At 72.7% G+C, this 23,435-nt stretch carries 20 protein-coding genes; 15 read left to right on the top strand and 5 right to left on the bottom strand.

What is annotated here, in order from left to right:
* Positions 1–3 precede the first annotated feature (3 nt).
* The 7 genes from ACIBP6_RS09110 (at position 4) to ACIBP6_RS09080 (ending at position 9,080) form a co-directional block, all read left to right on the top strand.
* On the top strand, positions 4–1,317 hold the full coding sequence (locus ACIBP6_RS09110) for a serine hydrolase domain-containing protein (protein WP_397050320.1): 1,314 nt from the start codon (positions 4–6) through the stop codon (positions 1,315–1,317).
* Complete coding sequence (locus ACIBP6_RS09105; RefSeq protein ID WP_397050316.1) at positions 1,310–2,152, top strand: serine hydrolase; 843 nt, start codon at positions 1,310–1,312, stop codon at positions 2,150–2,152. Before ACIBP6_RS09110 ends, ACIBP6_RS09105 begins: the two co-directional genes overlap by 8 nt.
* A 29-nt stretch (positions 2,153–2,181) precedes the next feature.
* Positions 2,182–3,768, top strand: coding sequence for a PucR family transcriptional regulator (locus ACIBP6_RS09100; RefSeq protein WP_397050314.1), 1,587 nt, complete (start codon positions 2,182–2,184; stop codon positions 3,766–3,768).
* Between the two features lie 100 nt (positions 3,769–3,868).
* Positions 3,869–5,452: an ABC transporter substrate-binding protein gene (locus tag ACIBP6_RS09095; RefSeq protein WP_397050312.1), complete on the top strand. Its 1,584-nt coding sequence runs from the start codon at positions 3,869–3,871 to the stop codon at positions 5,450–5,452.
* Complete coding sequence (locus tag ACIBP6_RS09090; protein WP_397050310.1) at positions 5,453–6,508, top strand: ABC transporter permease; 1,056 nt, start codon at positions 5,453–5,455, stop codon at positions 6,506–6,508.
* The gene (locus ACIBP6_RS09085) at positions 6,508–8,406 is read left to right on the top strand and encodes a dipeptide/oligopeptide/nickel ABC transporter permease/ATP-binding protein (RefSeq protein WP_397050308.1); all 1,899 of its coding nucleotides are present in this window, start codon (positions 6,508–6,510) and stop codon (positions 8,404–8,406) included. Before ACIBP6_RS09090 ends, ACIBP6_RS09085 begins: the two co-directional genes overlap by 1 nt.
* Positions 8,403–9,080 carry an ABC transporter ATP-binding protein gene (locus ACIBP6_RS09080; RefSeq protein WP_397050306.1) on the top strand — a complete coding sequence of 226 codons (678 nt, stop codon included), beginning with the start codon at positions 8,403–8,405 and terminating at the stop codon, positions 9,078–9,080. Before ACIBP6_RS09085 ends, ACIBP6_RS09080 begins: the two co-directional genes overlap by 4 nt.
* Here the strand turns inward: ACIBP6_RS09080 and menC are convergent.
* The 3 genes from menC to ACIBP6_RS09065 all read right to left on the bottom strand — a co-directional run bounded on the left by menC (position 9,070) and on the right by ACIBP6_RS09065 (position 11,925).
* Positions 9,070–10,170, bottom strand: a complete 1,101-nt coding sequence (gene menC, locus ACIBP6_RS09075) for an o-succinylbenzoate synthase (protein ID WP_397050304.1) — start codon at positions 10,168–10,170, stop codon at positions 9,070–9,072. The two genes, ACIBP6_RS09080 and menC, sit on opposite strands and share 11 nt — an antisense overlap.
* Positions 10,170–10,904, bottom strand: a complete 735-nt coding sequence (locus tag ACIBP6_RS09070; RefSeq protein WP_397050302.1) for a GNAT family N-acetyltransferase — start codon at positions 10,902–10,904, stop codon at positions 10,170–10,172. The genes menC and ACIBP6_RS09070 overlap by 1 nt, the downstream gene beginning before the upstream one ends.
* Before the next feature lie 151 nt (positions 10,905–11,055).
* Entirely contained in the window at positions 11,056–11,925 is an 870-nt protein-coding gene (locus ACIBP6_RS09065; RefSeq protein ID WP_397050300.1) for a tryptophan 2,3-dioxygenase, read from the bottom strand.
* A gap of 146 nt (positions 11,926–12,071) precedes the next feature.
* Between ACIBP6_RS09065 and ACIBP6_RS09060 the strand changes: the two genes are divergently transcribed.
* A complete protein-coding gene (locus ACIBP6_RS09060; protein ID WP_397050298.1) occupies positions 12,072–12,572 on the top strand; it encodes an Lrp/AsnC family transcriptional regulator in 501 nt (166 codons plus the stop codon).
* On the opposite strand, the gene ACIBP6_RS09055 is transcribed toward ACIBP6_RS09060, so the two are convergent.
* Both ACIBP6_RS09055 and ACIBP6_RS09050 read right to left on the bottom strand, forming a co-directional pair.
* Entirely contained in the window at positions 12,556–13,512 is a 957-nt protein-coding gene (locus ACIBP6_RS09055; RefSeq protein ID WP_397050296.1) for an ornithine cyclodeaminase family protein, read from the bottom strand. The genes ACIBP6_RS09060 and ACIBP6_RS09055 overlap by 17 nt on opposite strands.
* A complete protein-coding gene (locus ACIBP6_RS09050; protein ID WP_397050295.1) occupies positions 13,505–14,269 on the bottom strand; it encodes an IclR family transcriptional regulator in 765 nt (254 codons plus the stop codon). The genes ACIBP6_RS09055 and ACIBP6_RS09050 overlap by 8 nt, the downstream gene beginning before the upstream one ends.
* A gap of 152 nt (positions 14,270–14,421) precedes the next feature.
* On the opposite strand from ACIBP6_RS09050, the gene ACIBP6_RS09045 reads away from it, so the two are divergent.
* The 7 genes from ACIBP6_RS09045 to ACIBP6_RS09015 all read left to right on the top strand — a co-directional run bounded on the left by ACIBP6_RS09045 (position 14,422) and on the right by ACIBP6_RS09015 (position 23,382).
* Positions 14,422–15,768, top strand: coding sequence for an amidohydrolase family protein (locus ACIBP6_RS09045; protein WP_397050293.1), 1,347 nt, complete (start codon positions 14,422–14,424; stop codon positions 15,766–15,768).
* Entirely contained in the window at positions 15,765–16,841 is a 1,077-nt protein-coding gene (locus ACIBP6_RS09040; RefSeq protein ID WP_397050291.1) for a dipeptidase, read from the top strand. The genes ACIBP6_RS09045 and ACIBP6_RS09040 overlap by 4 nt, the downstream gene beginning before the upstream one ends.
* Positions 16,842–16,936: 95 nt before the next feature.
* Positions 16,937–18,826, top strand: coding sequence for an ABC transporter substrate-binding protein (locus tag ACIBP6_RS09035; RefSeq protein WP_397050289.1), 1,890 nt, complete (start codon positions 16,937–16,939; stop codon positions 18,824–18,826).
* A gap of 28 nt (positions 18,827–18,854) precedes the next feature.
* On the top strand, positions 18,855–19,802 hold the full coding sequence (locus tag ACIBP6_RS09030; protein ID WP_397050287.1) for an ABC transporter permease: 948 nt from the start codon (positions 18,855–18,857) through the stop codon (positions 19,800–19,802).
* Complete coding sequence (locus tag ACIBP6_RS09025; protein WP_397050285.1) at positions 19,799–20,683, top strand: ABC transporter permease; 885 nt, start codon at positions 19,799–19,801, stop codon at positions 20,681–20,683. The genes ACIBP6_RS09030 and ACIBP6_RS09025 overlap by 4 nt, the downstream gene beginning before the upstream one ends.
* 28 nt (positions 20,684–20,711) lie before the next feature.
* A complete protein-coding gene (locus ACIBP6_RS09020; RefSeq protein ID WP_397050283.1) occupies positions 20,712–22,742 on the top strand; it encodes a dipeptide ABC transporter ATP-binding protein in 2,031 nt (676 codons plus the stop codon).
* A gap of 79 nt (positions 22,743–22,821) precedes the next feature.
* Positions 22,822–23,382: a GNAT family N-acetyltransferase gene (locus tag ACIBP6_RS09015; RefSeq protein ID WP_397050281.1), complete on the top strand. Its 561-nt coding sequence runs from the start codon at positions 22,822–22,824 to the stop codon at positions 23,380–23,382.
* Positions 23,383–23,435 lie beyond the last annotated feature (53 nt).

Below are 23,435 nucleotides of genomic sequence, written 5' to 3'. Positions count from 1 at the left end.
GACATGGACCTGCAGGACCGCCTCCAGAAGGCGATAGAGGAGCACGGCGTGCCCGGCGCGTCGGTCGCGGTGTGGCGCGACGGCCGGCTGCACGAGGCCGCGGCGGGCGTGGTCAACAGGAACACCGGCGTGGCGGCGACGACCGACAGCGTGTTCCAGGTCGGCTCCACCACCAAGGTGTGGACCGCGGCTCTGGTCATGCAGCTGGCCGACGAGGGCCTGGTGGAGCTGGACAGCCCCGTGGGGGAGTACCTGCCGGACTTCGCGCACGGCGCCGTCACCGTACGGCAGCTGCTCATGCACAGCGCCGGCTTCGACGGCGACCTGTTCGAGGACACCGGCCGCGGCGACGACTGCCTGGACAAGTACCTGGAGTACCTGCGCGGCGCCGGTCGCGTGCACGAGCCCGGCGAGATCTTCTCCTACTGCAACGCCGGCTACTGCGTGCTCGGCGCGCTGGTGGCCCGGCTGCGCGGCGTCAGCTGGGAGCAGGCCATGCGCGAGCACCTGTTCGGCCCGCTGGGCGTCACGCACGCCGCGCTCCTCGGTGAGGAGGCGGTGTACTTCCGCGCCGCGGTCGGGCACGTCGGGCCGGACAACGCCGTCTACTCCGAGTGGCTGATGCCCCGCTCCAACGCCCCGGCCGGCGCCACCATGAGCCTGGCGCTGCGTGAGCTGGTCGCGTTCGGCCGCACCCTGGCCGCGGGCGGCGTCGCGCCCGACGGCACCCGGGTGCTGTCGCAGGAGTCGGTGGCCGCGATGCTCACGCCCCAGATCGACGTGCCCGGCGGCGGCGCCCCGCTGGCCGAGAAGTGGGGTCTCGGGGTGGAGCTGTTCGGCTGGGGCGCGTTCGGCCACGACGGCAACACGCCGGGGCAGAGCACGTTCTGGCGGATCGTGCCCGGCTCGGACTTCGTCATCGCCATGACCGGCAACGGCGGCTCCTTCGCCGGGCTGGTCGCCGACGTGGCGATGCCGGTCATCGAGGAGGCGACCGGCCTGACGGTGCCGAGTCCGCGCGTGCCGCCGCGGGAGCCGGCCGCCGTCGACGGCGCCCCGTACGTGGGCGGCTACCGCGGGCCGCAGTACGGCTACGAGGTCGCCGCCGCCGAGAACGGTCTCGACGTCACACTCCTGCCCGGCCCGCTCATGGAGAGCATGGGCGCCACCCGTACGACCAGGAGGTATGTGCACTTCCACGGCGAGTCGTTCATCTCCGCCGAGCCGCAGGACGGCCGCTACGACTCGATCACTTTCGTGCTGCGGGACGGGCGGGCCGCCTACCTGCACAACGGCCGAGCGGTGGCGCGTGCCTGACCTGGCCGGGGTCTTCGCCGACGCGGGCGTGCGGGGCTTCCTGCACGCCCGCGAGGTGGACGGCGACGCCGAGACGGGGCTGGACCCCGACGAGCCCGTGGTGCTCGCCTCCGTCTTCAAGATCGCGGTCGCGCTGGAGTACGCCCGGCAGGCCGCGGCCGGCGAGATCAGCCGCACCGAGCGGCTCACCGTCGCCGCCGCCGACAAGGACGGCGGCATCGGCACCTCCGGCTGCCACGACGACGTGTCGCTCACGCTGCGCGACCTGGCCCACTTCATGATCACCATGTCCGACAACGCCGCGACCGACGTGCTGCTGCGCCGCGTCGGGCTCGACCGGGTCAACGGCACGCTCGCCGCGCTCGGCCTGCGCCGCACCCGGCTCATCGGCGGCTGCGCCGAGCTGTTCGACCAGGTCAGGCAGGACATCGGCGACGACTGGGACGCCGCCTCGCAGGAGCAGCTGCGCGCCATGGCCGTGCGCGACCCGGCCCGCACCACCGCGGGGACCCCGCGCGAGATCACCGCGCTGCTCAGCCTCGTCTGGCGCGACGAGGCCGGCCCGCCCGAGGCGTGCGCCGAGGTGCGCGGGCTCATGGGCGAGCAGATCTGGCCGCACCGGCTGAGCGCCGGCTTCCCCGACGAGGTCAAGGTGTCGGGCAAGACCGGCAGCCTGTGGGGCGTGCGCAACGAGTCGGGTGTCGTGGAGTACCCCGACGGCAGGCGCTACGCCGTCGCCGTCTTCGTGCGCAGCGAGGTCATCAGGGAACGCCTGCCGCACGCCGACGCCGTCATCGGCCGCGCCGCCCGCCTGGCCGTGGAACAGCTGCGCTGATGTCCGTTTTCGTGGACTATGGTGAGCGGATGAGGAACCGCCCCCGCGCCAGCCTGGGACGGATTCTGCAGGATCTCGGCACCACCGTCCTCGACGTGGCGGCCTCTCCCGGCGACCTCGACACCGAGGTCACCGGCGTGCACATCTTCGACCCGCTCGACGAGCTCATCGTGCCGCCGGGCGGGATCGTGCTGGCGGTCGGCGTACGCGGGGCCGCGGAGATCTGCTCCCTGATCCGGCGCGCCCCCCGAGCCGCCGGCGTCGTCGTGAAGCTGCCCGTCGACGTGGAGGAGGAGGTCCGCGCCACCGTCCTGGAGACCGGCGTGGCCGTGCTCGCCCTCACCCGGGCCGCCTCCTGGGCGCAGGTCGCCGCGCTGCTGCGCTCGCTGCTGGCCGAGGGCGACCTGGCCGAGCCGGGGCAGGGCCCGCAGGGCGACCTGTTCTCGCTGGCCAACGCCGTCTGCGCGCTGCTCGACGCGCCCGTCACGATCGAGGACAGGTCGTCGCGCGTGCTGGCCTTCTCCGGCCGGCAGGACGAGGCCGACCAGGGCCGCGTCGAGACCGTGCTCGGCCGTCAGGTGCCCGAGCGCTACCTGCGGATGCTCGACGAGCGCGGCTTCTTCAAGGAGCTCTACCAGAGCCGCGAGCCCGTCTACATGGAGCTCGGTGCGGACGGCGTGATCAACCGCACGGCCGTGGCCGTGCGCAGCGGCGACGAGATCCTCGGCTCGATCTGGGTGGCCGTGCGCGAGCCGCTCAGCGAGCAGCGCCGGCGCGCCCTCGCGGACGCCGCCAAGATCGTCGCGCTGCAGCTGCTGCGCGAGCGCGCCGGGGCCGACACCCAGCGGCGCCTGCGCGCCGACCTGCTGTCCACCGTGCTGGCGGGCGGCGCCGACGCGCCCGAGGCCGCCGGACGGCTCGGCATCGCCACCACCCGCCTGTGCGTGCTGGCCGCCCAGCTCACCGACGCCGCCGCCGCCGACCCCGCGCGCGGCGAGAGCGACCGGCAGCGCTTCTGCGACGCGCTCGCGCTGCACGTCGCCGCCATCCACCCGAAGGCCGCCGCCGCGTCCGTCGGCTCCATCGCCTACGCCGTGCTGCCGCTGCACTCGGTGGGCGACGAGGAGGCGCGGGCGGTGCGCGTGGCCGAGAGCTTCCTGGCCAGGGTCGGGCCCCGGCACGCCGCCAACATCGGCGTGGGCCGGCTGGCCGCCAACCTCTCGCAGGTGGCCAGGTCCCGGGCCGACGCCGACCGGGCGCTGCGCGTGCTGCGCGCCCGCGGCACCACCGGCCAGGCGGCCGGCTACACCGACGTGCACTTCGAGTCGCTGCTGCTCCAGGTCGCCGACGTGGCCGCCGCCGAGGAGCAGGCCCCGACCGGGCCGTACCAGCGGCTGCTGGAGCACGACGCCGAGCACGGCACCGAGCTGGCCGCCACCCTGCGGGCGTACCTCGACGCGTTCGGCGACGTCAACGTGGCCAGCGCGCGGGTCCACGTGCACGCCAACACCTTCCGCTACCGGCTCAAGCGCCTGGTCGAGATCAGCGGGCTCGACCTGTCCGACCCCGACGCCCGGCTCACGGTGATGCTGCAGATGCGGATCTTCGGCCGATAGCACCACACAGACCCGCTTTTTTCGTGTACGGGCACATAGAACCGGATCTGCGCAGGCAGGAAGGTTGTGCCCACCCCCCGACGCTCGTCTGGAGTCCCCCATGACAAAACCCGCAGTCGCGGCCCTCGCCGGCCTCGCTCTGTTGACGGCCGCGTGCGGAGGCACGACGGGCGCCCCCGAGCAGCAGGGCGGACCGGTCACCGCGGGCACCTTCACCTACGCCATCCCCGCCGACCCCGGCGTCCTCGACCCCGCCCAGGGCGTGCTGACGGTCACCAACAACGTGCTCTCCGTGGCGTACGACACTCTCGTGGCCGTCGGAGCGGACGGCAAGATCGTCCCGGCGCTGGCCGAGAAGTGGGACGTCAAGCCCGACTCGGTCACGTTCACGCTGCGCAAGGGCGTCACCTGCTCCGACGGCTCCCCGGTGACCCCCACCAACGTGGCCGACAACGTCAACCACATCGCCGACCCCGCCTCCAAGTCGCCCATCTACGGGGTGATGGTGCCCGCCGGCATGAAGGCGGAGGCCGACGACGCCGCCGGCACCGTGACGCTGTCCATGCCGGAGCCGTTCAGCTTCATCCTGGAGAGCGCGCGGTCGATCTTCATCGTCTGCGGCAAGGGGGCGAAGGACCGCGCCTCGATCGCCCGGGCGACCTCCGGCAGCGGGCCGTACCAGCTCACCGAGGCCGTGCCCGGCGACCACTACACGTTCAAGGCCCGGCGCGACTATGTCTGGGGACCGGCCGGCGCCACCGCCAAGGAGCTGCCCGAGACGCTGGTGATGAAGGTCGTGCCGAACGAGCAGACCGCCGCCAACATGCTCATCGCCGGCACGATCAACGGCGCCAACTTCATCGGCGCCGACCGCTCCCGCATCGAGTCCGCACCCGGCGTGAACAAGCAGCTGGTCTCGGCCGGCAACGGCCAGTTCTTCTACCACCAGGGCGACGACCGGCCCACCAAGGACCCCGAGGTCCGCAAGGCCCTCACCCAGGCGCTCAACGTGAAGGAGCTGGCCGGCATCGCCTCCGGCGGCACCGGCCAGCCGGCCACCGGCCTGGTCATGGACCCCCGCCCCTGCCAGGGCGACACGGTCAGCGGCCACGTTCCCGCCTTCGACGCCGCCGCCGCGGCCGCCGCACTCGACGCGGCCGGCTGGAAGCCCGGCGCCGACGGCGTCAGGACGAAGGACGGCAAGCGGCTGAGCCTGCGCTACATGTACGCCACCACCCGCGGCCCCGGCTACCAGGCCGCCGCCGAGTACATGGCCGACGCCTGGAAGAAGCTCGGCGTCGAGGTGAAGCTCAACGGCGTCATCGACACCAAGCTGTCGGAGTCGCTCAACTCCACCCAGGACTGGGACGTCGTCTGGCTGCCGATCGGCGTCATCCTGCCCAGCCAGCTGGTGGGCTTCCTGTCCGGCCCGGCCGCCCCCGAGGGCGCCAACTTCGCCCACCTGGCCAACAAGCGCTACGAGCAGCTCGTGGCCGAGGCGAGCAAGCTGCCGTCCGCCGAGGGCTGCCCGAAGTGGCTGGAGTCGGAGTCGGCCCTGTTCGAGACCGCCGACCTGGTGCCCGTCGTGGACACCACGGTGCTCGTCGCGGGCAAGGGCGCCACGTTCCGCGTTTCGGCGGGCTCGCTGGTCCCCACCTCGATCCGCCTCACGCAGGGAGGTTGAGTGACCGACCCACGGACGGACGCGCGCCCGCCCGAGACCCCGCCCGAGACCCCGGTGGGGGCCCCGGCGGCGCGGCCGGCCAGGACGGCTGACCGCACGGCCGTGCGCAGAGCGCTGCGCATGGCCGTGCGCCGGATCGTGCGGTTCGCCGTGTCGCTGGCCGTGCTGCTCACGGCGTCATTCGCGATGATCCACCTGATCCCGGGCGACCCGGTCCGCGCCTCGCTCGGCCCGGCCGCGCCGATCGAGCTGGTCCAGCAGCGCACCGCCGCGCTCGGGCTCGACCGGCCGCTGCCCGAGCAGTTCGTCACGTACGTCGGCGGCGTGCTGACCGGCGACCTCGGCACGTCGTTCCTCACCGGCGAGCCGGTCAGCGAGGTCATCGCGGCCCGCCTGCCGAACACCCTCACCCTGGCGCTGCTCGCCACCGCCGTGGCGCTGATCGTGGCCGTGCCGCTCGGCATGTGGGCGGCCGTCCGCACCGAGAACGGCCGCAACCGCGGCACCGAGGTCACCTTCGGCACGGTCACCGGCGCGGCCGTCGCGGTGCCGGAGTTCCTGTACTCGATCGCGCTGGTGGCCGTCCTGGCCGTCGGGCTCGGCTGGTTCCCGCCCGCGGGCAAGGACGGGCCCCTCACGTACGTGCTGCCCGTGCTGGCCCTGTCGATCGGGTCGATCGCGATGATCGCCCGCATCACCCGGGTGGAGACGCTGCGCGAGCTGGGCACCGACTACGTCCGGCTGGCCCGCGCCAAACGCCTGCCCGCGCTCCGCCTGCACCTGCGCCACGTGCTGCCCAACACGCTCACGGCCACCCTGACCATGGGCGGCCTGCTGCTGACCTCGCTGATCGCCGGCAGCGTCCTGGTGGAGTACGTCTTCGCCTGGCCCGGTCTCGGCCAGAAGATCGTCGAGTCGATCACGCAGAAGGACTATCCGGTCGCGCAGGGCGTGATCCTCGTCTACGGCGCCATCGTGCTGGTCGTGAACCTCGTCGTGGACCTGGTGCTCGGCGCGCTCGACCCCACCTCGGAGATCAAGGAGGTCGCGGCCTGATGCGGGTCGACGACAACGCCCGGCCCACCGGCCAGTCGGAAGCGGTCCCGGACGAGGGCGGGCAGGCGCGGAAGGCGGCGTCCAGGGGCGCCGTGTGGCGGAGCCCGTCCGCGCTGATCAGCGGCGTGCTGGTCGCGTTCATGGTGGTGCTGGCCATCGCCGGGCCGCTGATCTGGGGCGAGGCCGCCGAGCGCATCAACGCCGGCGCCATCCTCCAGGGGACCTCCGCCGAGCACCCGCTCGGCACCGACAACCTGGGCCGCGACCTGCTGGCCCGCGTCCTGGTGGCGGGCCGCTACTCCCTCGCCCTGGCGCTGGCCGCCACGCTCATCGGCGCCGTGCTCGGCACCGTGCTCGGCGCCCTGCCGTCGGTGCTGCCCCGGCGCGGCGCCCGGCTGGTCACCGGCCTGGTCAACGCGCTGGTGGCCTTCCCCGGCCTGCTGCTGGCCATGTTCACGGCAGTGATCGCCGGGCTCGGCGCCCGCGGCGCGGTGCTCGGCATCGGCGTGGCCATCGCGCCCGGCTTCGCGCGGCTCACCCAGACGCTGGCCGCCTCCGTCGCCGGCGCCGACTACGTGGCCGCCGCCCGCATGCTGGGCGTGCCGCGCCGCCGCATCCTGGCCCGGCACATCCTGCCCAACATCGCCGAACCCCTCATCCTCAACCTCGCCCAGTCGCTCGGCGGCGCGCTGCTCGGCCTGGCCGGCATGTCGTTCCTGGGCCTCGGCGTGCAGCCCCCGGACTTCGACTGGGGACGCCTGCTCTTCGACGGGTTCGCGCGCATCTACGTCCATCCCGAGGTGGCGCTCGGCCCGGCGGCGCTCGTCGCGCTGGCCGGCATCGGCTTCAACCTGCTCGGCGACACCCTGGCCAGGGCCGCCGCCCGCTCCTCGGCCGGACGGCAGGAGAGCGCCCGCACCGAACCGCCGCGGGCCGAGGGCGAGCCCGACCCGGACGCCGTCCTCGAGGTGCGCGACCTGACCGTCTCCTTCCCCGGCGGCTCCACCCCGGTACGCGGCCTGTCGCTGACCATGGCCCCCGGCGAGATCGTCGGTCTGGTCGGCGAGTCAGGCAGCGGCAAGAGCCTGACCGCCGCCGCCATCGGCGGCCTCGTCCCTTACCCGGGCACCGTCACGTACGGGCGGCTGCGCCTCGGCGGCGCCGACGTCGCCGGCATGTCCGGCAAGGAGCTCGGCACCGCGCTCGCCATGGTCTTCCAGGACCCGATGGCCTCGCTCAACCCCGCCCTGCGGGTCGGCGGCCAGCTCTCCGAGGTGGCCGTCGTGCACCAGGGCATGAGCCGGGCGGACGCCCGCCGCCGCGCCGTCGACCGGCTCGGCCACGTCCACCTGCCCGACCCCGCCAAGCAGGCCGGCCAGCACCCGCACGAGCTGTCCGGCGGCATGCGGCAGCGCGCGGTCATCGCGATGGGCCTCATGGGCGAGCCCCGCCTGATCATCGCCGACGAGCCCACCACTGCCCTGGACGTGACCGTGCAGCGGCAGATCCTGAAGCTGCTGCGCGAGGTCGTCGAGGAGACCGGCGCCGCCCTGCTGTTCATCTCGCACGACATCGCCGTCGTCGGTGAGCTGTGCGACCGCGTCGTCGTCATGTACGCCGGCCGCGTCGTCGAGGAGCTGCCCGCCGACCGGCTGGCCGCCGGCGCCGCTCACCCTTACACGCGGGCGCTCATCGCGTCCCTGCCGGACCTCGACACCGACCGGAGCCGCCCGCTGGCCGGCATCCCGGGCACGCAGCCGGCCCCGGCCCAGGTCGGCGCCGGCTGCGCGTTCGCCGCCCGCTGCGCGCTGGCCACCGAACGCTGCCGTACCGAACGTCCAGAACTCGTCGTCCACGGCCCGCGTCGGCGGGTCGCCTGCTGGGAGGTCACGTCGTGAGGATCGAAGGGCTGAGCGTCCGCTACGGCGGTTTCACCGCGGTCGACGACGTCACCCTCGACATCCCGGACGGCCACGTCCTCGGCCTCGTGGGCGAGTCGGGATCGGGCAAGTCGTCACTGGCCAGGGCCGTGAGCGGGCTCGTCCCGTACACCGGGAGGATCACGGGCGCGCCGCGCGTGCAGATGGTGTTCCAGGACCCGTACGCGTCGCTCGACCCGCGCATGACGGTCGGCGAGACGGTGGGGGAGGGGATCGCCAAGCGGCGCCGCGCCACCGAGGTGCCGCGCCTGCTCGGCCTCGTCCAGCTGCCCGCCGAGCTGGCCGGACGTTACCCGCGCGAGCTGTCGGGCGGGCAGCGCCAGCGGGTGGCCATCGCCCGCGCGCTCGGCGGCGAGCCCGCGCTGCTGGTCGCCGACGAGATCACCGGGTCGCTGGACGTGTCGGTGCAGGGAGCGGTGCTCAACCTGATGCGGGAGCTCCGCGACGAGCTCGGCCTGTCGATGTTGTTCATCTCGCACAACCTGGCCGTCGTCCGGTACGTCGCCGACACGATCGCGGTCATGCACCGCGGGCACGTGGTCGAGCACGGGCCCGCCGAGCAGGTCGTCGGCGAGCCCGCGCACGACTACACGCGCGCGCTGCTGGCGGCGGTGCCGCGGCTCAGAGGGTGATCCACTCCGTCGAGGTGGTGACCTCGTCGAGCACCTCGGGGAGCGGCTCGACGCCGAGGCCCGGGCCGGTCGGCACCCGCAGGTGGCCGTCCTCCAGCTCGAACGGCGCCGTGATGTCGGTGGCGAAGTAGCGGCGCGAGCCGGAGGTGTCGCCCGGCAGGGTGAAGCCCGGCAGCGCCGCCAGGGCGACGTTCGCGGCCCGGCCGAGGCCGGTCTCCAGCATGCCGCCGCACCACACGGCGATCCCGTTGGCCCGGCACAGGTCGTGCACCCGCCGCGCCTCCAGGTAGCCGCCCAGCCGGCCCGGCTTGATGTTGACGATCGAGCAGGAGCCGAGCGCGATCGCCGCCGCGGCGTGCTCGGCCGACTCGATCGACTCGTCCAGGCAGATGGGCGTCTTCAGCTGCTTGGCCAGCTTGGCGTGCTGGACGAAGTCGTCGTTGGCCAGCGGCTGCTCGATCAGCAGCAGGTCGAAGTCGTCGAGCCTGGCCAGCTGCCGGGCGTCGACCAGCGTGTACGCGGCGTTCGCGTCCACCTGCAGCAGCAGGTCGTCGCCAAAGCGCTCGCGCACCGCCCGTACCGGCTCGACGTCCCAGCCCGGCTGGATCTTCAGCTTGATCCGGACGTAACCCTCGTCGAGGTAGCCCGCCACGGCGTCGAGCAGCTGCGGGATCGAGTCCATGATGCCGACGGAGACGCCGCACGGTACCCGGGCGCGGGCCGCGCCCAGGAACCGGCCGAACGACTCGCCCGCCGCCCGCAGCTGCGCGTCCAGCACCGCCGTCTCCAGGGCGGCCTTGGCCATGCGGTGCCCCTTGATCGGCTCCAGCGCGCCGGCCACGTCGTTGGCGTGGAGCGTCCGCGGCAGCGCGGGCAGCAGGAAACGCCGGATCACGTCGGCGGCGCCGTCGGCGTACTCGGAGGAGTACAGCGGCTCGGACATCGCCACGCACTCGCCCCATCCTTCGCCGTCCGGCGTCACCACGCGCACCAGCAGGATGTCGCGGGTGGTCTCGGTGCCGAACGAGGTGCGGAACGGCGCCACCAGCGGCATCGCGATCCGCCGCAGCTCAACTCCGGTGATCTTCACTATCTCTCCACTACGTAGAAGGACTTCTCGCAGAACCCCGTCACGGCCGCGCCGTCGGCCATCAGGCCGCCCAGCACGTCGCGGACGGCGTGCCGCCACGCCTTGGCCATGCCCGGGTCGGCGCGGCGCAACGCCTCGATGTCGGCGGGCAGCGCGACCAGCACCGTCGCGGCGCCGGCCCGGCGGGTCACGGGACGCCCGTCCTCGTCGGCCAGCGCGACCGCGGCGTCCGGCGGCCTCGGGACGTCGTGCGGCTCCCCGCGGACGAGCGCCTCCACGTGTGGCGCGGTCAGCTGCCAGGAGGCGAGCAGGCGGTCGCTCTCGTCGCCGTGGTTGATCGCGTCGTTCATGACGCCGTAGAAGCACGGCAGGTACTCCTGCGGGCGCGCGCCCAGTTTGGCGAGGTTGAAGTGGGCGTTGCGGCGCACGAGGGGGTCGTAGGTCCACGTGATGCGCCGCACGCCGCGCTCCAGCGCCCAGCGGCGCTGGTGCAGCTTCAGCTCCAGGCCGACGCCGCGGCCCGCGGCGCTGCCGGTGATGTGGGAGTGCAGCGCGCCGTCCGCGGCGAAGAAGGCGGCCGAGCCGCCGACGAGCCGCTCCCCGTCGTACGCCCCCGCGACGTAGTTGCCGGCGTGCGACAGCGCGCGCAGCAGCTCGATCGTGATGGGCGGGTCGCCCGGTTCGAAGTGCCAGATCTCCTCGTACAGGGCGAGGAGCCGCTCGAACTCCGCCACCTCATGGAGTTCCCTGACCGCGATCAACCTGCCGCCTCTCGTTCTGGGATGTTCACTGGCGACGGTATGCCAAGGTGCGGGCGGGACGATTCGTGCCGGACGACCAATGAGAGGGGCCACGTTCGTCGCGGCGAACGGACGGCGCCCGACGTCACATGTGCGTACGGGCCGACCAGAGCTCGGGGAAGACGACGCGGGCCATGCCGCGTTCGAGCCAGGCCAGGCCGTTGGAGCCGCCGCTGCCGGGCTTGGCGCCCATCGTGCGGCGCACCGCGGCCACGTGCTGGTGGCGCCAGTCGCCGAACCCCTCGGAGACCTCGGCCAGGGCGTCCCCGAGCCGGCGCAGGTCGTCGGGTCCGTCGCGGTAGACCGCGACCCAGGCGCGCTCGACCGCCTCGTGCGGCTCGTACGCCGCCCGCGGGTCGCGGTGCAGCACCTCGTCCGGCAGGTCGTGGCCGCGCCGGGCGAGCAGGGCGACGGTGTCGTCCCAGAGGCTCGGCTCGGCGAACGCGCGGCGCAGCGCCGCACCGCCCGGGCTGCGCCGGAACGGCCGCAGCAGTGCCTCGCTCTTGAGCCCCAGCCGGAACTCCACCAGCCGGTACATGCCCGACTGCAGTCCCGACGCCTCGCCGAGCAGGTCGCGGAACCGGTTGAAGTCCGCCGGCGTCATCCAGCGCAGGCCACGCCAGGCGGCGTTCAGCGCCTCCAGGTGCAGGGCCGTGCGGCGCAGCGCCCCCGCGGCCTCGTCGGACCGGTCGGCGCGCAGCGACTCCTGGGCGGCGCCCAGCTCGTGGGCGACGAGGTGGAAGTAGAGCTCCATCACCTGGGTGACCACCAGGAACGCCATCTCGCCCGGTGCGTCGCTGAGCGGGCGCTGCAGGCTGTGCAGGACGCCGGTGCGCACGTAGGCGTCGTAGGGGGTCTCCCGCTCGAAGTCGAGGGTCGGCGTCCCGCCGCCCGCGCGGGCCCGCTCCGCCCGTTCGAGGTCCGAGGTCGGACGCACCCGTTCCGTCTGCCGCATGTCGCCGCGCTCCTTTCACGTGCCGGCCCATCATGATGGTGCGGCCGTACGCCGGAAGGAATGCCAGGACAACGGCGCTTCACCCGAGTGACTTCACGTTTGGTATCAATATCGGCCAGGCCGTTGACGATCGAAAGGACCGCCTGATGGACGCCATGGACTGGGAGCTGCTGCGTGAGCTCCAGGACAACGCCCGGCTCTCCTTCAACGAGCTGTCGCGCCGCGTCCACCTGTCGCCGCCCGCCGTGGCGGAGCGGGTCCGGCGGCTGGAGGAGTCGGGCGTGATCACCGGCTACCACGCCGTGGTCGATCCGGCGCGGGCCGGCTGGGACGTCTCCGCGTTCGTGCAGCTGACCTGCTACGGGCCTTCGTGCGTGCTGCGCGACCCGGATGTCGCGACCTGGCCGGAGATCCGCGAGATCCACCGGGTCACCGGCGACGTGTGCAGCATCCTGAAGATCGCCGTCCCGTCGATGGCGGCGTTCGAGTCGCTGATCGACCGGCTGGCCGCGTACGGCAAGCCGTCGAGCACCATGATCTTCTCCAGCCCGGTGACCAGCAGGCCGGTCACCGCCGTGCCGCCTGCCACAGATCGACCGGCTGCGGATCGACCCGCTGCAGATCGACCCGCTACAGATCGACGCTGAGGCCCAGCCCACGCTCGCGGGCCACCCGGTAGGCCACCGACGCCGCCGCCACGTCGAGCGCGGCATGTCCGGTCGACTTGAAGACCGTCAGCTCCCGCGCCGAGCGCCGCCCCGGGTGCGCCCCGTCGAGCACGGCGCCGATCAGGCTCGCCCGCTCGGGATCGGTGCTCTGCAGCTCCCACGCGCCGGCCGGCGGCGGCTCGGTCACGGCGCCCGGCCACTCCACGAACAACGACGACGCCTCGAGGGTGTCGTCGCCGAACTCGGGGCCGTCGGAGCCGCCGACCGAGCTGAGGTGCGCGCCGTCGGCGAGCCACGACCGGCGCAGCACGGGCTCGCGGCTGGAGGTGCAGCAGAACACCACGTCGGCGCCCCGGGCCGCCGCCTCGACCGTCATCGCCGAGCCGGCCGCCAGCCGCGCGACGACGCTCTCGGCGTTGCCCACGTCACGGGCCCCGACCAGCAGCTCGACGGAGTCCATCGAGGCGATGAGGTCGATCTGGGCGCGGGCCTGGGTGCCGGTGCCGATCACCGCCATCCGGGTGACGCCGGGGCGCGCCAGGGCCCGCATGGCGACGGTCGCGGTGGCCGCCGTGCGGACCGCGGTGACCGTCTCGGCGTCCATGACGGCCAGCGGCCGCCCGGTCACCTCGTCGAAGTACGCCACGATGCCGCGGTGGGCGCCGTGGCCCCCGTCGGCGACGGCCGAGAAGACCGACACCAGCTTGGCGGCCAGCCCCAGCTCGGGCACGTAACCGGGCATCGCGCCCAGCAGGCCGTGGCCGGAGCGGGCGGCGACGCGCGGTGGCGCGGAGACCTCGCCGCGGCTGATGGCGACGAGCGCGGTGCGCACCGCGGCCAGGAGTGCCTCGGCGGTTAACGCCGCCCTGGTCTGCTCGCGGTCGAGGACGAGAACTCCGCTCACCGCGGTGTCAGTCAAGGTCGGCTCCGGGGGTCGTGCCGTCGAGGGTGCGGCGCAGCTCGTCCGCGGCGGCGGACAGATGCTCTTTCAGCTTCGTCAGCGTGGCGTCGTCGAACTCGCTGTCGGGGCCGACGACGGTGAGCGCGCAGATGGGGCGGCCGTTGCCGGTGAGCACCGCGCGGCTCAGCGAGGCCACGACGTCCTCGTTGCGGCCGCGCTCCAGCGCGAACCCGGTGCGCCGGGCCAGGGACAGGTCCTTCAGCAGCTCGTCGCCGGCCTCGGGGGGATGGCCCTGCGCCTCGGCGGCGCGTACGTAGGGGATCTGGGCGGCCTCGTCGAGCGCGGAGACCAGCGCCAGCGGCCCGGCGAACTTGTGGATCGGCAGCAGCTCGCCGAGCAGATCCGTGATCATCGCGAGCCTGGGCGGCCGCACGACGTCGATCACGCGGCCGCCCTCGGGCTCGAGGACCTGCAGGTTGACCATCATCGCCGTCTGGTCGGACAACGTCTGCAGCACGGGACGGCTGAGCACCGTGATGGAGTTGGCCGCCGCGGCCTGCGAGAACTGCAGCACGACGGGGCCCGGAAGGTAGTGGTCCTGGTTGCGCATGATCCAGCCGCGCCGCACCAGGTCGACCAGGATGCGGTAGGCGGTGGCGCGGTGCATCCCCGCCTGGCTCGCCAGTTCGCTGAGGCGAACAGGGCGGTCGGCCCGGCCGACCGCCTCGATGAGATCCAGGGCTTTGTCCACGGCGGAGCTGGCCGGTCTGGGCAACGTCCCTCCACGGTCGGCTGAGCACATCATTCCATGGTTGACGCATGTTAACAGATGTTGCTACTGTTACAACAGTTGTTACGGTGTATGTAACACATTCCGTCCGCAGCACCCCCGCCTGACGGCCCTGGAACGGAGATCCGGCGATCGCCATGACCGACAACGACGCGCGACCCGTCGCGGGCAACGACCCCGCCCCCACGCCCTTCGCGCCCGCGGCGCCTGGCGAGACGACGGTCTACCGCGACGTGTCCCTCATCGACGGCACGGGTGGCCCCGTGCGCCGCGGCATGGCGGTGGTGACCGGCGGGCCGGTGATCGAAGCGGTCGTCCCCGACGCCGAGCTGAGCGTGCCGTCCGGGGCGGAGGTCGTCGACCTGGCGGGGGCGTACCTGCTGCCCGGTCTGATCGACACCCACCAGCACCTGTCCACCCCGCCCAACCGCGCGCAGGCCGAGGAGACGATGCGCCGCCAGCTGTACGGCGGCGTCACCGCGATCCGCGAGATGGCCGGCGACCTGCGCCAGATGGCCGACCTCGGGCGCGCCGCGCTGCTCGGCGAGATCGCCGGCCCCGACATCTGCTCCGCCGCACTGATGGCCGGCCCGAGCTTCTTCGACGACCCGCGCACGTGGCAGGTCTCGCAGGGTGCCACGCCCGGCGCCGTGCCGTGGATGCGGGCGATCGACGACAAGACCGACTTGCCGCTGGCGGTCGCGATGGCCCGCGGCACCGGCGCGCAGGCGATCAAGGTCTACGCCGACCTCGACGCCGCGCTGGTCGCCCGCGTCACCGCCGAGGCCCACCGGCAGGGCCTGCGTGTCTGGGCGCACGCGTCGGTGTTCCCCGCCCTGCCCGGCGAGGTCGTGGCGGCCGGGGTCGACGTGCTCTCCCACGCCCACATGCTCGCCTACCACCTGTCCGGGTTACGGCCGCCGGCCTACCGGGGTCAGCGCGCCCACCTCGCCGAGGTCTACCAGCGCTTCCTCGACGCGCCGCCCGGCGCCGTCGACGGGCTCTTCGACGACATGCGGCGCCGCGGCACGATCCTCGACGCGACCGCGAGCGTCGTGGCGCGGATCCCGCTCAGCCCGCCCGGCGCCGACGGCCTCGCCGAGGAGGTGCTGCGGCGGCTGATCGACCGCGCGCGGCGGGCCGGCGTCGCCCTGTGCACCGGCACCGACTACGAGACGCCGCCCGGCGACCCCTACCCCTCGCTCCACGACGAGCTCCACTACCTGGTCCACGCGATGGGCGTGCCGCCCCGCGAGGTCGTGCGCGCCGCCACCCTCACGGGGGCCGCCGCGATGGGCCAGGAGGCCACGACGGGCAGCGTGCACCCCGGCAAACTGGCCAACTTCGTGATCGTCGCCGACGACCCGTACGAGGACATCGGCCACCTGCGCCGCGTCCTCACGACGGTCAAGCGGGGGCGTCGTCACGACCGCGCCGACTACGACCGGCGGACCGCCGCGAACACCGAGGAGCAGGCGCGATGAGCCATGACCTCACGGGCGGCATCGTCGTGAACGCGCTGGGCGTGCTGGACAACCCGAACGCCGTCGCGTCGGCCTCGGCCTCCGCCGGCCTCGTGCAGACCAGCGACCAGCTCACCATCGACGCGCGCACGCTCGCGGACGCGCACGCCTCCGGCGTGACCGCGATCAACGTCACGCTCGGCTACACCATGGGTGACTTCCCGCCCTACGAGCACACGCTGCGCGAGCTCGACACCTGGGACGCGATCATCCGCACCCACCACGACGACCTGACGCACATCCGCACCGCGCGGGACATCGCCGAGGCCGCCCGGCGGAGCAGGATCGGCATCATCTACGGCTTCCAGAATGCCGCCGCGGTCGAGGACCGGCCGGAGCGCGTCGCCACCTTCGCCGAGCGCGGCGTAGGCGTCATCCAGCTGACCTACAACCAGGCCAACCAGGTCGGCGACGGCTGCATGGCCCCGGGCAACCGCGGCCTGACCCCGCTCGGCCACGAGGTCGTGGAGCGGCTCAACGAACACCGCGTCATGGTCGACCTGTCGCACAGCGGCGAGCGGACCTGCCTGGAGGCCGCTCGGGCGTCCCGGCAGCCCGTCTCGATCAACCACACGGGCTGCCGCGCCCTGGTCGACCTGCCGCGCAACAAGACCGACGAGGAGCTCCGGCTGGTCGCCTCACAGGGCGGCTTCGTCGGCATCTACTTCATGCCGTTCCTCGACGCCTCCGGGCACGCCCGCGCCGAGGACGTGGTCGAGCACATCGCGCACGCGGTGAACGTGTGCGGCGAGGACCACGTCGGCATCGGCACCGACGGCACGATCACCGCCATCGACGACCTCGACGCCTACCGCGACCGGCTCGCCGAGCAGGTCGCCCGGCGCCGCGCCGCCGGGGCGTCCGCGGCGGGGGAGCGCAGCGACACCTTCCCGTTCGTCGTCGACCTGCGCGGCGTCGACCAGTTCCGGGAGCTGGCGCGTCTGCTGGAGCGACGCGGCTACTCGACGGCCAGGATCGAGAAGATCCTCGGCCGGAACTTCTACACCTACGCGAAGGCGGTCTGGGGCAGCTGACGGCCCGGCCGCCCAGTTCTCCCCGGATACGGCACAAGGAGCAGGGCTTACGTGGACACAGACCGATACGGCACGGACATCGCGATGGTGCGGTCATGAACGGCGTTCGCGCGCGGCGGGCACTCGCCGCCGCGGTCCTGGTTACGCTCCTGCCCCTTTCCGCGTGCAGCGGCGGAACGGGCGACACCGGTGACCAGGGCGCCGCCGCCGGCCGTACGCAGGGCTCGCAGACCTTCGGCGAGCTGCCGCCCGAGTCGGGCACCCCCAAGGACGGCGGCGCCGTCGACATCGCCCAGCAGCCCGGAGCCGGGCCGTACTACGTGCTGCCGATCGTGCCCGGCGCGTTCAACTCGACGTACGTGACGTACCAGTTCCAGCGGCTGATGTACCGGCCGCTGTACTGGTTCCCCGAGGGGGCCAGCCCCAAGGTCAACCCGCAGCTCAGCCTCGCCGAGCTGCCGGAGTTCTCCGACGAGAACAAGACGGTGACCATCAAGCTGAAGCCCGGCTACACGTGGTCCGACGGCAACCCGGTCGAGGCCGGCGACGTGGTCTTCTTCGTCAACCTGGTGAAGGCGGCGCTGCGGAAGAACGCCGCCAACTGGGCCGGCTACACGCCCGGCCAGTTCCCCGACAACCTCGACAGCGTGACGGCGACGGACGCGAGCACCGTGACGATCAAGCTGAAGGAGGCCTACAACCCGGAGTGGTTCACCACCGACCAGCTCACCTCGGTCGTGCCGCTCCCGGCCAAGCAGTGGGCCCGCGCCTCGGCCGACGGGCCGATCCTCGACCACGCCGACCCGGAGAACGCCGAGGCGATCTACACCTACCTCGACAAGGCCTCGCGTGACCCGGCCACGTTCGCCTCGAACCCGCTCTGGCAGACGGTGAACGGCCCCTACCGGCTGAGCGCCTTCGACGTGACCACGAACTTCTACGCGATGACCGCCAACGAGAAGTACACCGGTCCGCAGAAGCCCCGCATCCAGACGCTGAACTTCCGGCCGTTCACCTCGGAGACCGCGAAGTTCAACCAGCTGCTGAGCGGCAACCTGACGATGGCCACGGTGGATCAGGCCCACGTGGGCCAGGTCAGGGCGCTCAAGGCGGCCGGATACCACGTCTACGGCGCGCCCCGGCTGGGCTTCAACTTCATCATGCTGAACTTCAAGGACACGACGGACAACGTCGACAAGATCCTCGGCCAGCTCTACGTCCGGCAGGCGCTGCAGCACCTCATCGACCAGCCCGGCTACATCGCCAGCAAGGGCATGTACAACGGCGCGGCGGCCGAGAGCTACGGCACGGCGCCCGCGACCTCCCCGTACGCCTCACCCGACGTCGCCACCGCGCCCTACCCGTACGACCCGGCCGCGGCTCGCAAGCTGCTGGAGGAGCACGGCTGGAAGGTCGTGCCGAACGGCGCCACGACGTGCGAGCGCCCCGGCAGCGGGCCGACGGAGTGCGGCGAAGGCATCCCGCGGGGCCAGACGATCAGGTTCAACCTCTTCTACCGCAGCGAGCCGCAGCTGCACAGCGCGGTCAGCACCGCGTTCGCCTCCGAGGCCCGCAAGCTCGGCATCTCGATCTCGGTCGCGCCGAAGACGTTCAGCTTCCTGATCCAGAACTACAACGTGCCCGCGGCCCCCGACAAGGCCGGCGAATGGGCCATGTCCACCTGGGGCGGCTTCAGCATCACGCCGTACCCCACGATGACGGGCACCTTCGACTCCGAGGGCTCGGGCAACGTGGGCGCCTACAGCGACGCGAAGACCGACGAGCTGATCCGCGCCTCGGTGCACGGCGACGACCGCGACGCGGTCAAGGCCGAGATCGAACACCTGCGGACCAACCTGCCCGTGCTCTGGCTGCCGAACGCGCACACCATCTGGGCCTGGAAGGACACGCTGTCCGGGCCGCAGGAGACGTTCGCCGCCCTGCCGACCACGGTGCTGACCCCCGAGTACTGGTACCTGAAGTAGCGGCGACGGCGAGCGAGAGGAGGGCGGTGTGACTCGGTACGTGCTGCGGCGGCTGGCGACGTCGGCCGTCGTGGTGCTCGGCGTTTCGCTGATCACCTTCATGATGCTGCACGGGTTGTCCGGGTCACCCGGCCGGGCGATCCTGGGCGTCGAGGCGAGCGTGGAGGCGGTGGCCGCCTTCGACCGGGAGCACGGCTACGACCGTTCGCTCGTGGTGCAGTACGTCATGTACCTGGGCGATCTCCTCCAGGGCGACCTCGGCTACTCCTACCGGCTGAACCAGAGCGTCAACGACCTGCTCGCCGAGAACGCCGGGCGGACGGCGATGCTCGCCGGGGCGGCGCTCGTGCTGGCCATCGGCATCGCGGTCCCGCTGGGCGTGTTCCAGGCGGTCAAGCGCAACAGCGTCGGCGACAACGTGCTGACCGCGCTGACCTTCGTCGCGTACTCGATGCCCGTCTTCCTGCTCGCGATGCTGCTGATCCAGGTCTTCGCGCTGGGGCTGGGCATTCTGCCGGCCCAGGCGTCGCAGTCGAGCTCGAACTTCGTGATCTTCACCGAGCCGCGCGCCATGCTGCTGCCGGTGCTGACGCTGACCGGCGTCACGGTCGCGATGTACTCCCGCTACCAGCGCTCGGCCGCGCTCGACCAGCTGGCGCAGGACTACATCAGGGTGGCGCGGGCGAAGGGCCTGTCGACGCGCATGGTGCTCACCCGCCACCTGCTGCGCAACGCCTGCCTGCCCCTGGTCACCCTGATCGGCATGTCGATCCCGCTGCTGCTGGCCGGCAACCTGGTGGTGGAGTCGGTCTTCAACTATCCGGGCCTGGGGCTGCTGTTCTTCAACAGCCTCAACAACCAGGACTATCCGGTCCTGCTGGGCTACACCCTCGTCGCCTCGATCATGACCGTGCTGGGGAACCTCCTCGCGGACCTGGTCGTGGCGGTCAGCGACCCGAGGACGCAGAACGCATGACAGAGACGGCAACGGCACGCCCGGTACCGGAGCTCACGAGCGGATGGCGGCTCGCGGTACGGTCGTTCGCGCAGAACCGGCTCGCCGTCCTCGGCGTCGGCATCATCGTCGCGCTCGTCCTGTTCTGCTTCGCCGGCCCCCACCTCTACGTCACCGACCAGGTCACGGTCGACCCGGTCAGCAGTCTGCTGCCGCCGGACGCCGCCCATCCGCTCGGCACCGACGCGCAGGGGTTCGACGTGCTCGGGCGGATCATGCGGGGCGGGCAGGCGTCCCTGCAGATCGGGCTGTTCGCGGCCCTGATCGCCACCGCGATCGGCACGCTCTACGGCACCGTCGCCGGGCTCGCGGGCGGCGTCGTGGACGGGGTCATGATGCGCGTGGTCGACACGCTGCTGTCGATCCCGTTCCTGTTCATCGTGCTGATCGCGGCCACCCGGTTCAGCTCGACGGTCCTGTCGCTCAGCCTGATCCTGGGCGCGTTCTCCTGGCTCGCGCCCGCCCGGCTGGTGCGGGCCGAGGTGCTCTCGCTGCGCTCGCGCGGGTTCGTCGCCGCGGCGACCGTGATGGGGGCGACGAAGCTGCGGATCATCACCAGGCATCTGATCCCGAACGCGCTGGGCGTGGTGATCGTGAACATCACCTTCCAGGTCGCCGACGCGATCATCGCGGTGTCGCTGCTGGGCTTCCTCGGCTTCGGGCTCAACTACCCCGACGTCGAGTGGGGCACGCAGCTGTCGGAGGGCGTCAGCTACCTGTTCGAGGGCGCCTGGTGGCTGATCTACCCGGTCGGGGGCTGCCTGGTCCTCGTCGTCATGGCGTTCAACTTCGTCGGCGACGCGCTGCGCGACTCGATCGACGTACGGCTGAGGCGGCGCTGATGGCCGCCCGCACGGAAAGGGGCCGATGATGGCCGGCGACGGTGAGGTCCTGGCGGTCGAGGGCCTGTCCGCCGGCATCCGGCTGCGGACGTCGGCCGTCGCCGCCGTCAACGGCGTCGACCTGCTGCTGCGCAAGGGCGAGACCCTCGGGCTGGTGGGCGAGTCGGGCAGCGGGAAGTCGATGACCGGGCTGTCGATCATGGGTCTGCTCCCGCCCGGCGGGCACGTCGCCGCCGGCTCCATCAAGCTGGAGGGCCGCGAACTGGTCGGCCTGCCGGAGCGGCAGTACCGGCGGATCCGCGGCAACGAGATCGCGATGGTCTTCCAGGACCCGATGACCTCCCTCAACCCCACCAAGACCATCGGCGAGCAGGTCGCCGAGCCGATCCGGCTGCACCTCGGCGCGAGCGCCAGGCAGGCCCGCGAGCGGGCGCTGGAGATGCTGGCGCTCGTCGGGATCGCGCGCCCCGCCGAACGGCTCGGCAGTTACCCGCACGAGCTGTCCGGCGGGCTGCGGCAGCGCGTCATGATCGCGATGGCGCTGTCGTGCGAGCCGAAGGTGCTGATCGCCGACGAGCCGACCACGGCGCTCGACGTGACCGTGCAGGCGCAGGTCCTGCGGCTGCTGCACGACCTCAAGGACCGGCTCGGCATGGCCATGCTGCTGATCACGCACGACATGGGCGTGATCGCGCGCTGGGCCGACCGGGTCAGCGTCATGTACGCCGGAGGCATCGTCGAGAGCGCCCCCACCCGCGAGCTCTTCACCGGCATGCGGCACCCGTACACGCAGGCGCTGCTGGCGTGCACGCCGCGGCTGACGCAGCCACGCGAGAACACGCTCTACTCCATCCCCGGAGCCCCGCCCGACCTGCTGGATCCGCCGGCCGGCTGCCGGTTCGCCGCCCGCTGCGCGCACGCCACCGAGCGCTGCGAGAGGGAGGCGCCGCCGCTCGCCGCCGCCCGCCCCGGGCACACCCTGGCCTGCTGGCATCCGGTGGACGGGCCCCTCGACCCGGCCACGACCCCCGCGCAGGCGCCCGTCCCGGACACGGAGCAGGCCGGCCCCGTGCTGGACGTCGACGACCTCGTCAAGGAGTACGGCGGCGGCCGCTTCGCGCTGCGCGGCCGGCAGCGCAGCGTCAAGGCCGTCTCCGGGGTGTCGTTCGCGGTGGAGCCGGGCCGGACGTTCGGGCTCGTCGGCGAGAGCGGCTGCGGCAAGAGCACCCTGGCCAAGATGATCGTCGCGCTGGAGCCGCCGAGCTCCGGCAGCGTCACCGCCCTGGGCGGCAAGCTGAACGAGCTGCGCGGACGCGCCCTGCGCCGGCACCGCCGCAACCTGCAGATGATGTTCCAGGATCCGCTCGACGCGCTCGACCCGCGCATGCGCATCGGCGCCATCCTGCGCGAGCCGTTCGAGGCTCAGGGCATCGGCACGGCCGCCGAGCAGCTGGCGGCCATCCGGGAGCTGCTGGACGAGGTCGGCCTGCCGCACAGCGTGCTCGAACGTTACCCGCACGAGTTCTCCGGCGGGCAGCGGCAGCGCATCGCGCTGGCCCGCGCGCTGGCGCTCAACCCGCGGGTGATCGTGGCGGACGAGCCGGTGAGCGCGCTGGACGTCTCGGTACGCTCCCAGGTGCTCAACCTGATGAAGCGGCTGCAGGCCAAGCACGGTCTCACCTATGTCGTGATTTCTCACGATTTGACGGTCGTCAGGTATATGGCGGACACGGTGGGGGTGATGTACCTCGGCAAACTCGTCGAGACCGGCTCGTCCGACGACATCTACCTGCGCCCGGCGCACCCGTACACCGCGGGGCTGCTCGCCGCGATCCCCGAGCCGGACCCCGACGCCGGAGACGGCGACCGGATCGAGATCGGCTCGGAGATGCCGAGCCCGTACGAGCCGCCGTCCGGCTGCCGCTTCCGCACCCGGTGCCCGCGCGCGCAGGCCCGCTGCGCCGAGGAGGAGCCGCAGCCGCGCGACTTCGACCCCGGCCACTCGGCCGCGTGTCACTTCCCGCTCCGCGAACCTCAGGTCACCGTCCGGACCGGGTGATCCGTCGCCGGGGACGGTGCGTAGACTTGCCGTTTTGTGCCCTGAAGGGCGTTCCTTTCCCGATGTCAGGAGGGACCACATGCGGGAAGACGGACGGCCGCCGCAGCGGCTCCTGGTGGAGCCGCTCCCCGAGCAGGCGGCCGAGGACGCCGCGCTGATGTCCACGCTCGCCGACCTGGTCAACGCGGTGTACGCCGACTCCGAGAAGGGGTTGTGGCGCGAGGGCGCCGCCCGTACGAGCGCGGCGGAGCTCGCGGAGTTCACCCGGGCGGGGCAGATCGCCGTGGCCCGCCTGGACGGGCGGGCCGTCGGATGCGTCCGCGTCCAGCGGTTGAGCGACGAGCTGGGCGAGTTCGGGATGCTCGCCGCCGCGCCCGAGCACCGCGGCATCGGCGCGGGCCGCGAGCTCGTCCGGTTCGCCGAGGAGCGCGCCCGCGCGGAGGGCCGCCGCGTCATGCAGCTGGAGCTGCTGACCCCGCAGACCTGGTCGCACCCGTCGAAGGAGTTCCTGGCGGACTGGTACGGACGGCTCGGCTACCGGATGGTCAGCGTCGGCGACGTCGCGGAGAGCTATCCGGCGCTGGCGCCCCTGCTGGCCACCGCGTGCGACTTCCGCGTCTACCACAAGAGCCTCGCGTAGCCCGCGCAACCTGGGGTCCACAACCCGAGGCCCGGCGATTCCCTCGCCGCGGC

The organism is Nonomuraea terrae, from assembly GCF_044465245.1.
GTDB classification, from domain to species: Bacteria; Actinomycetota; Actinomycetes; order Streptosporangiales; family Streptosporangiaceae; genus Nonomuraea; species Nonomuraea terrae.
This window is presented reverse-complemented; position numbering and strand designations above follow the sequence as displayed.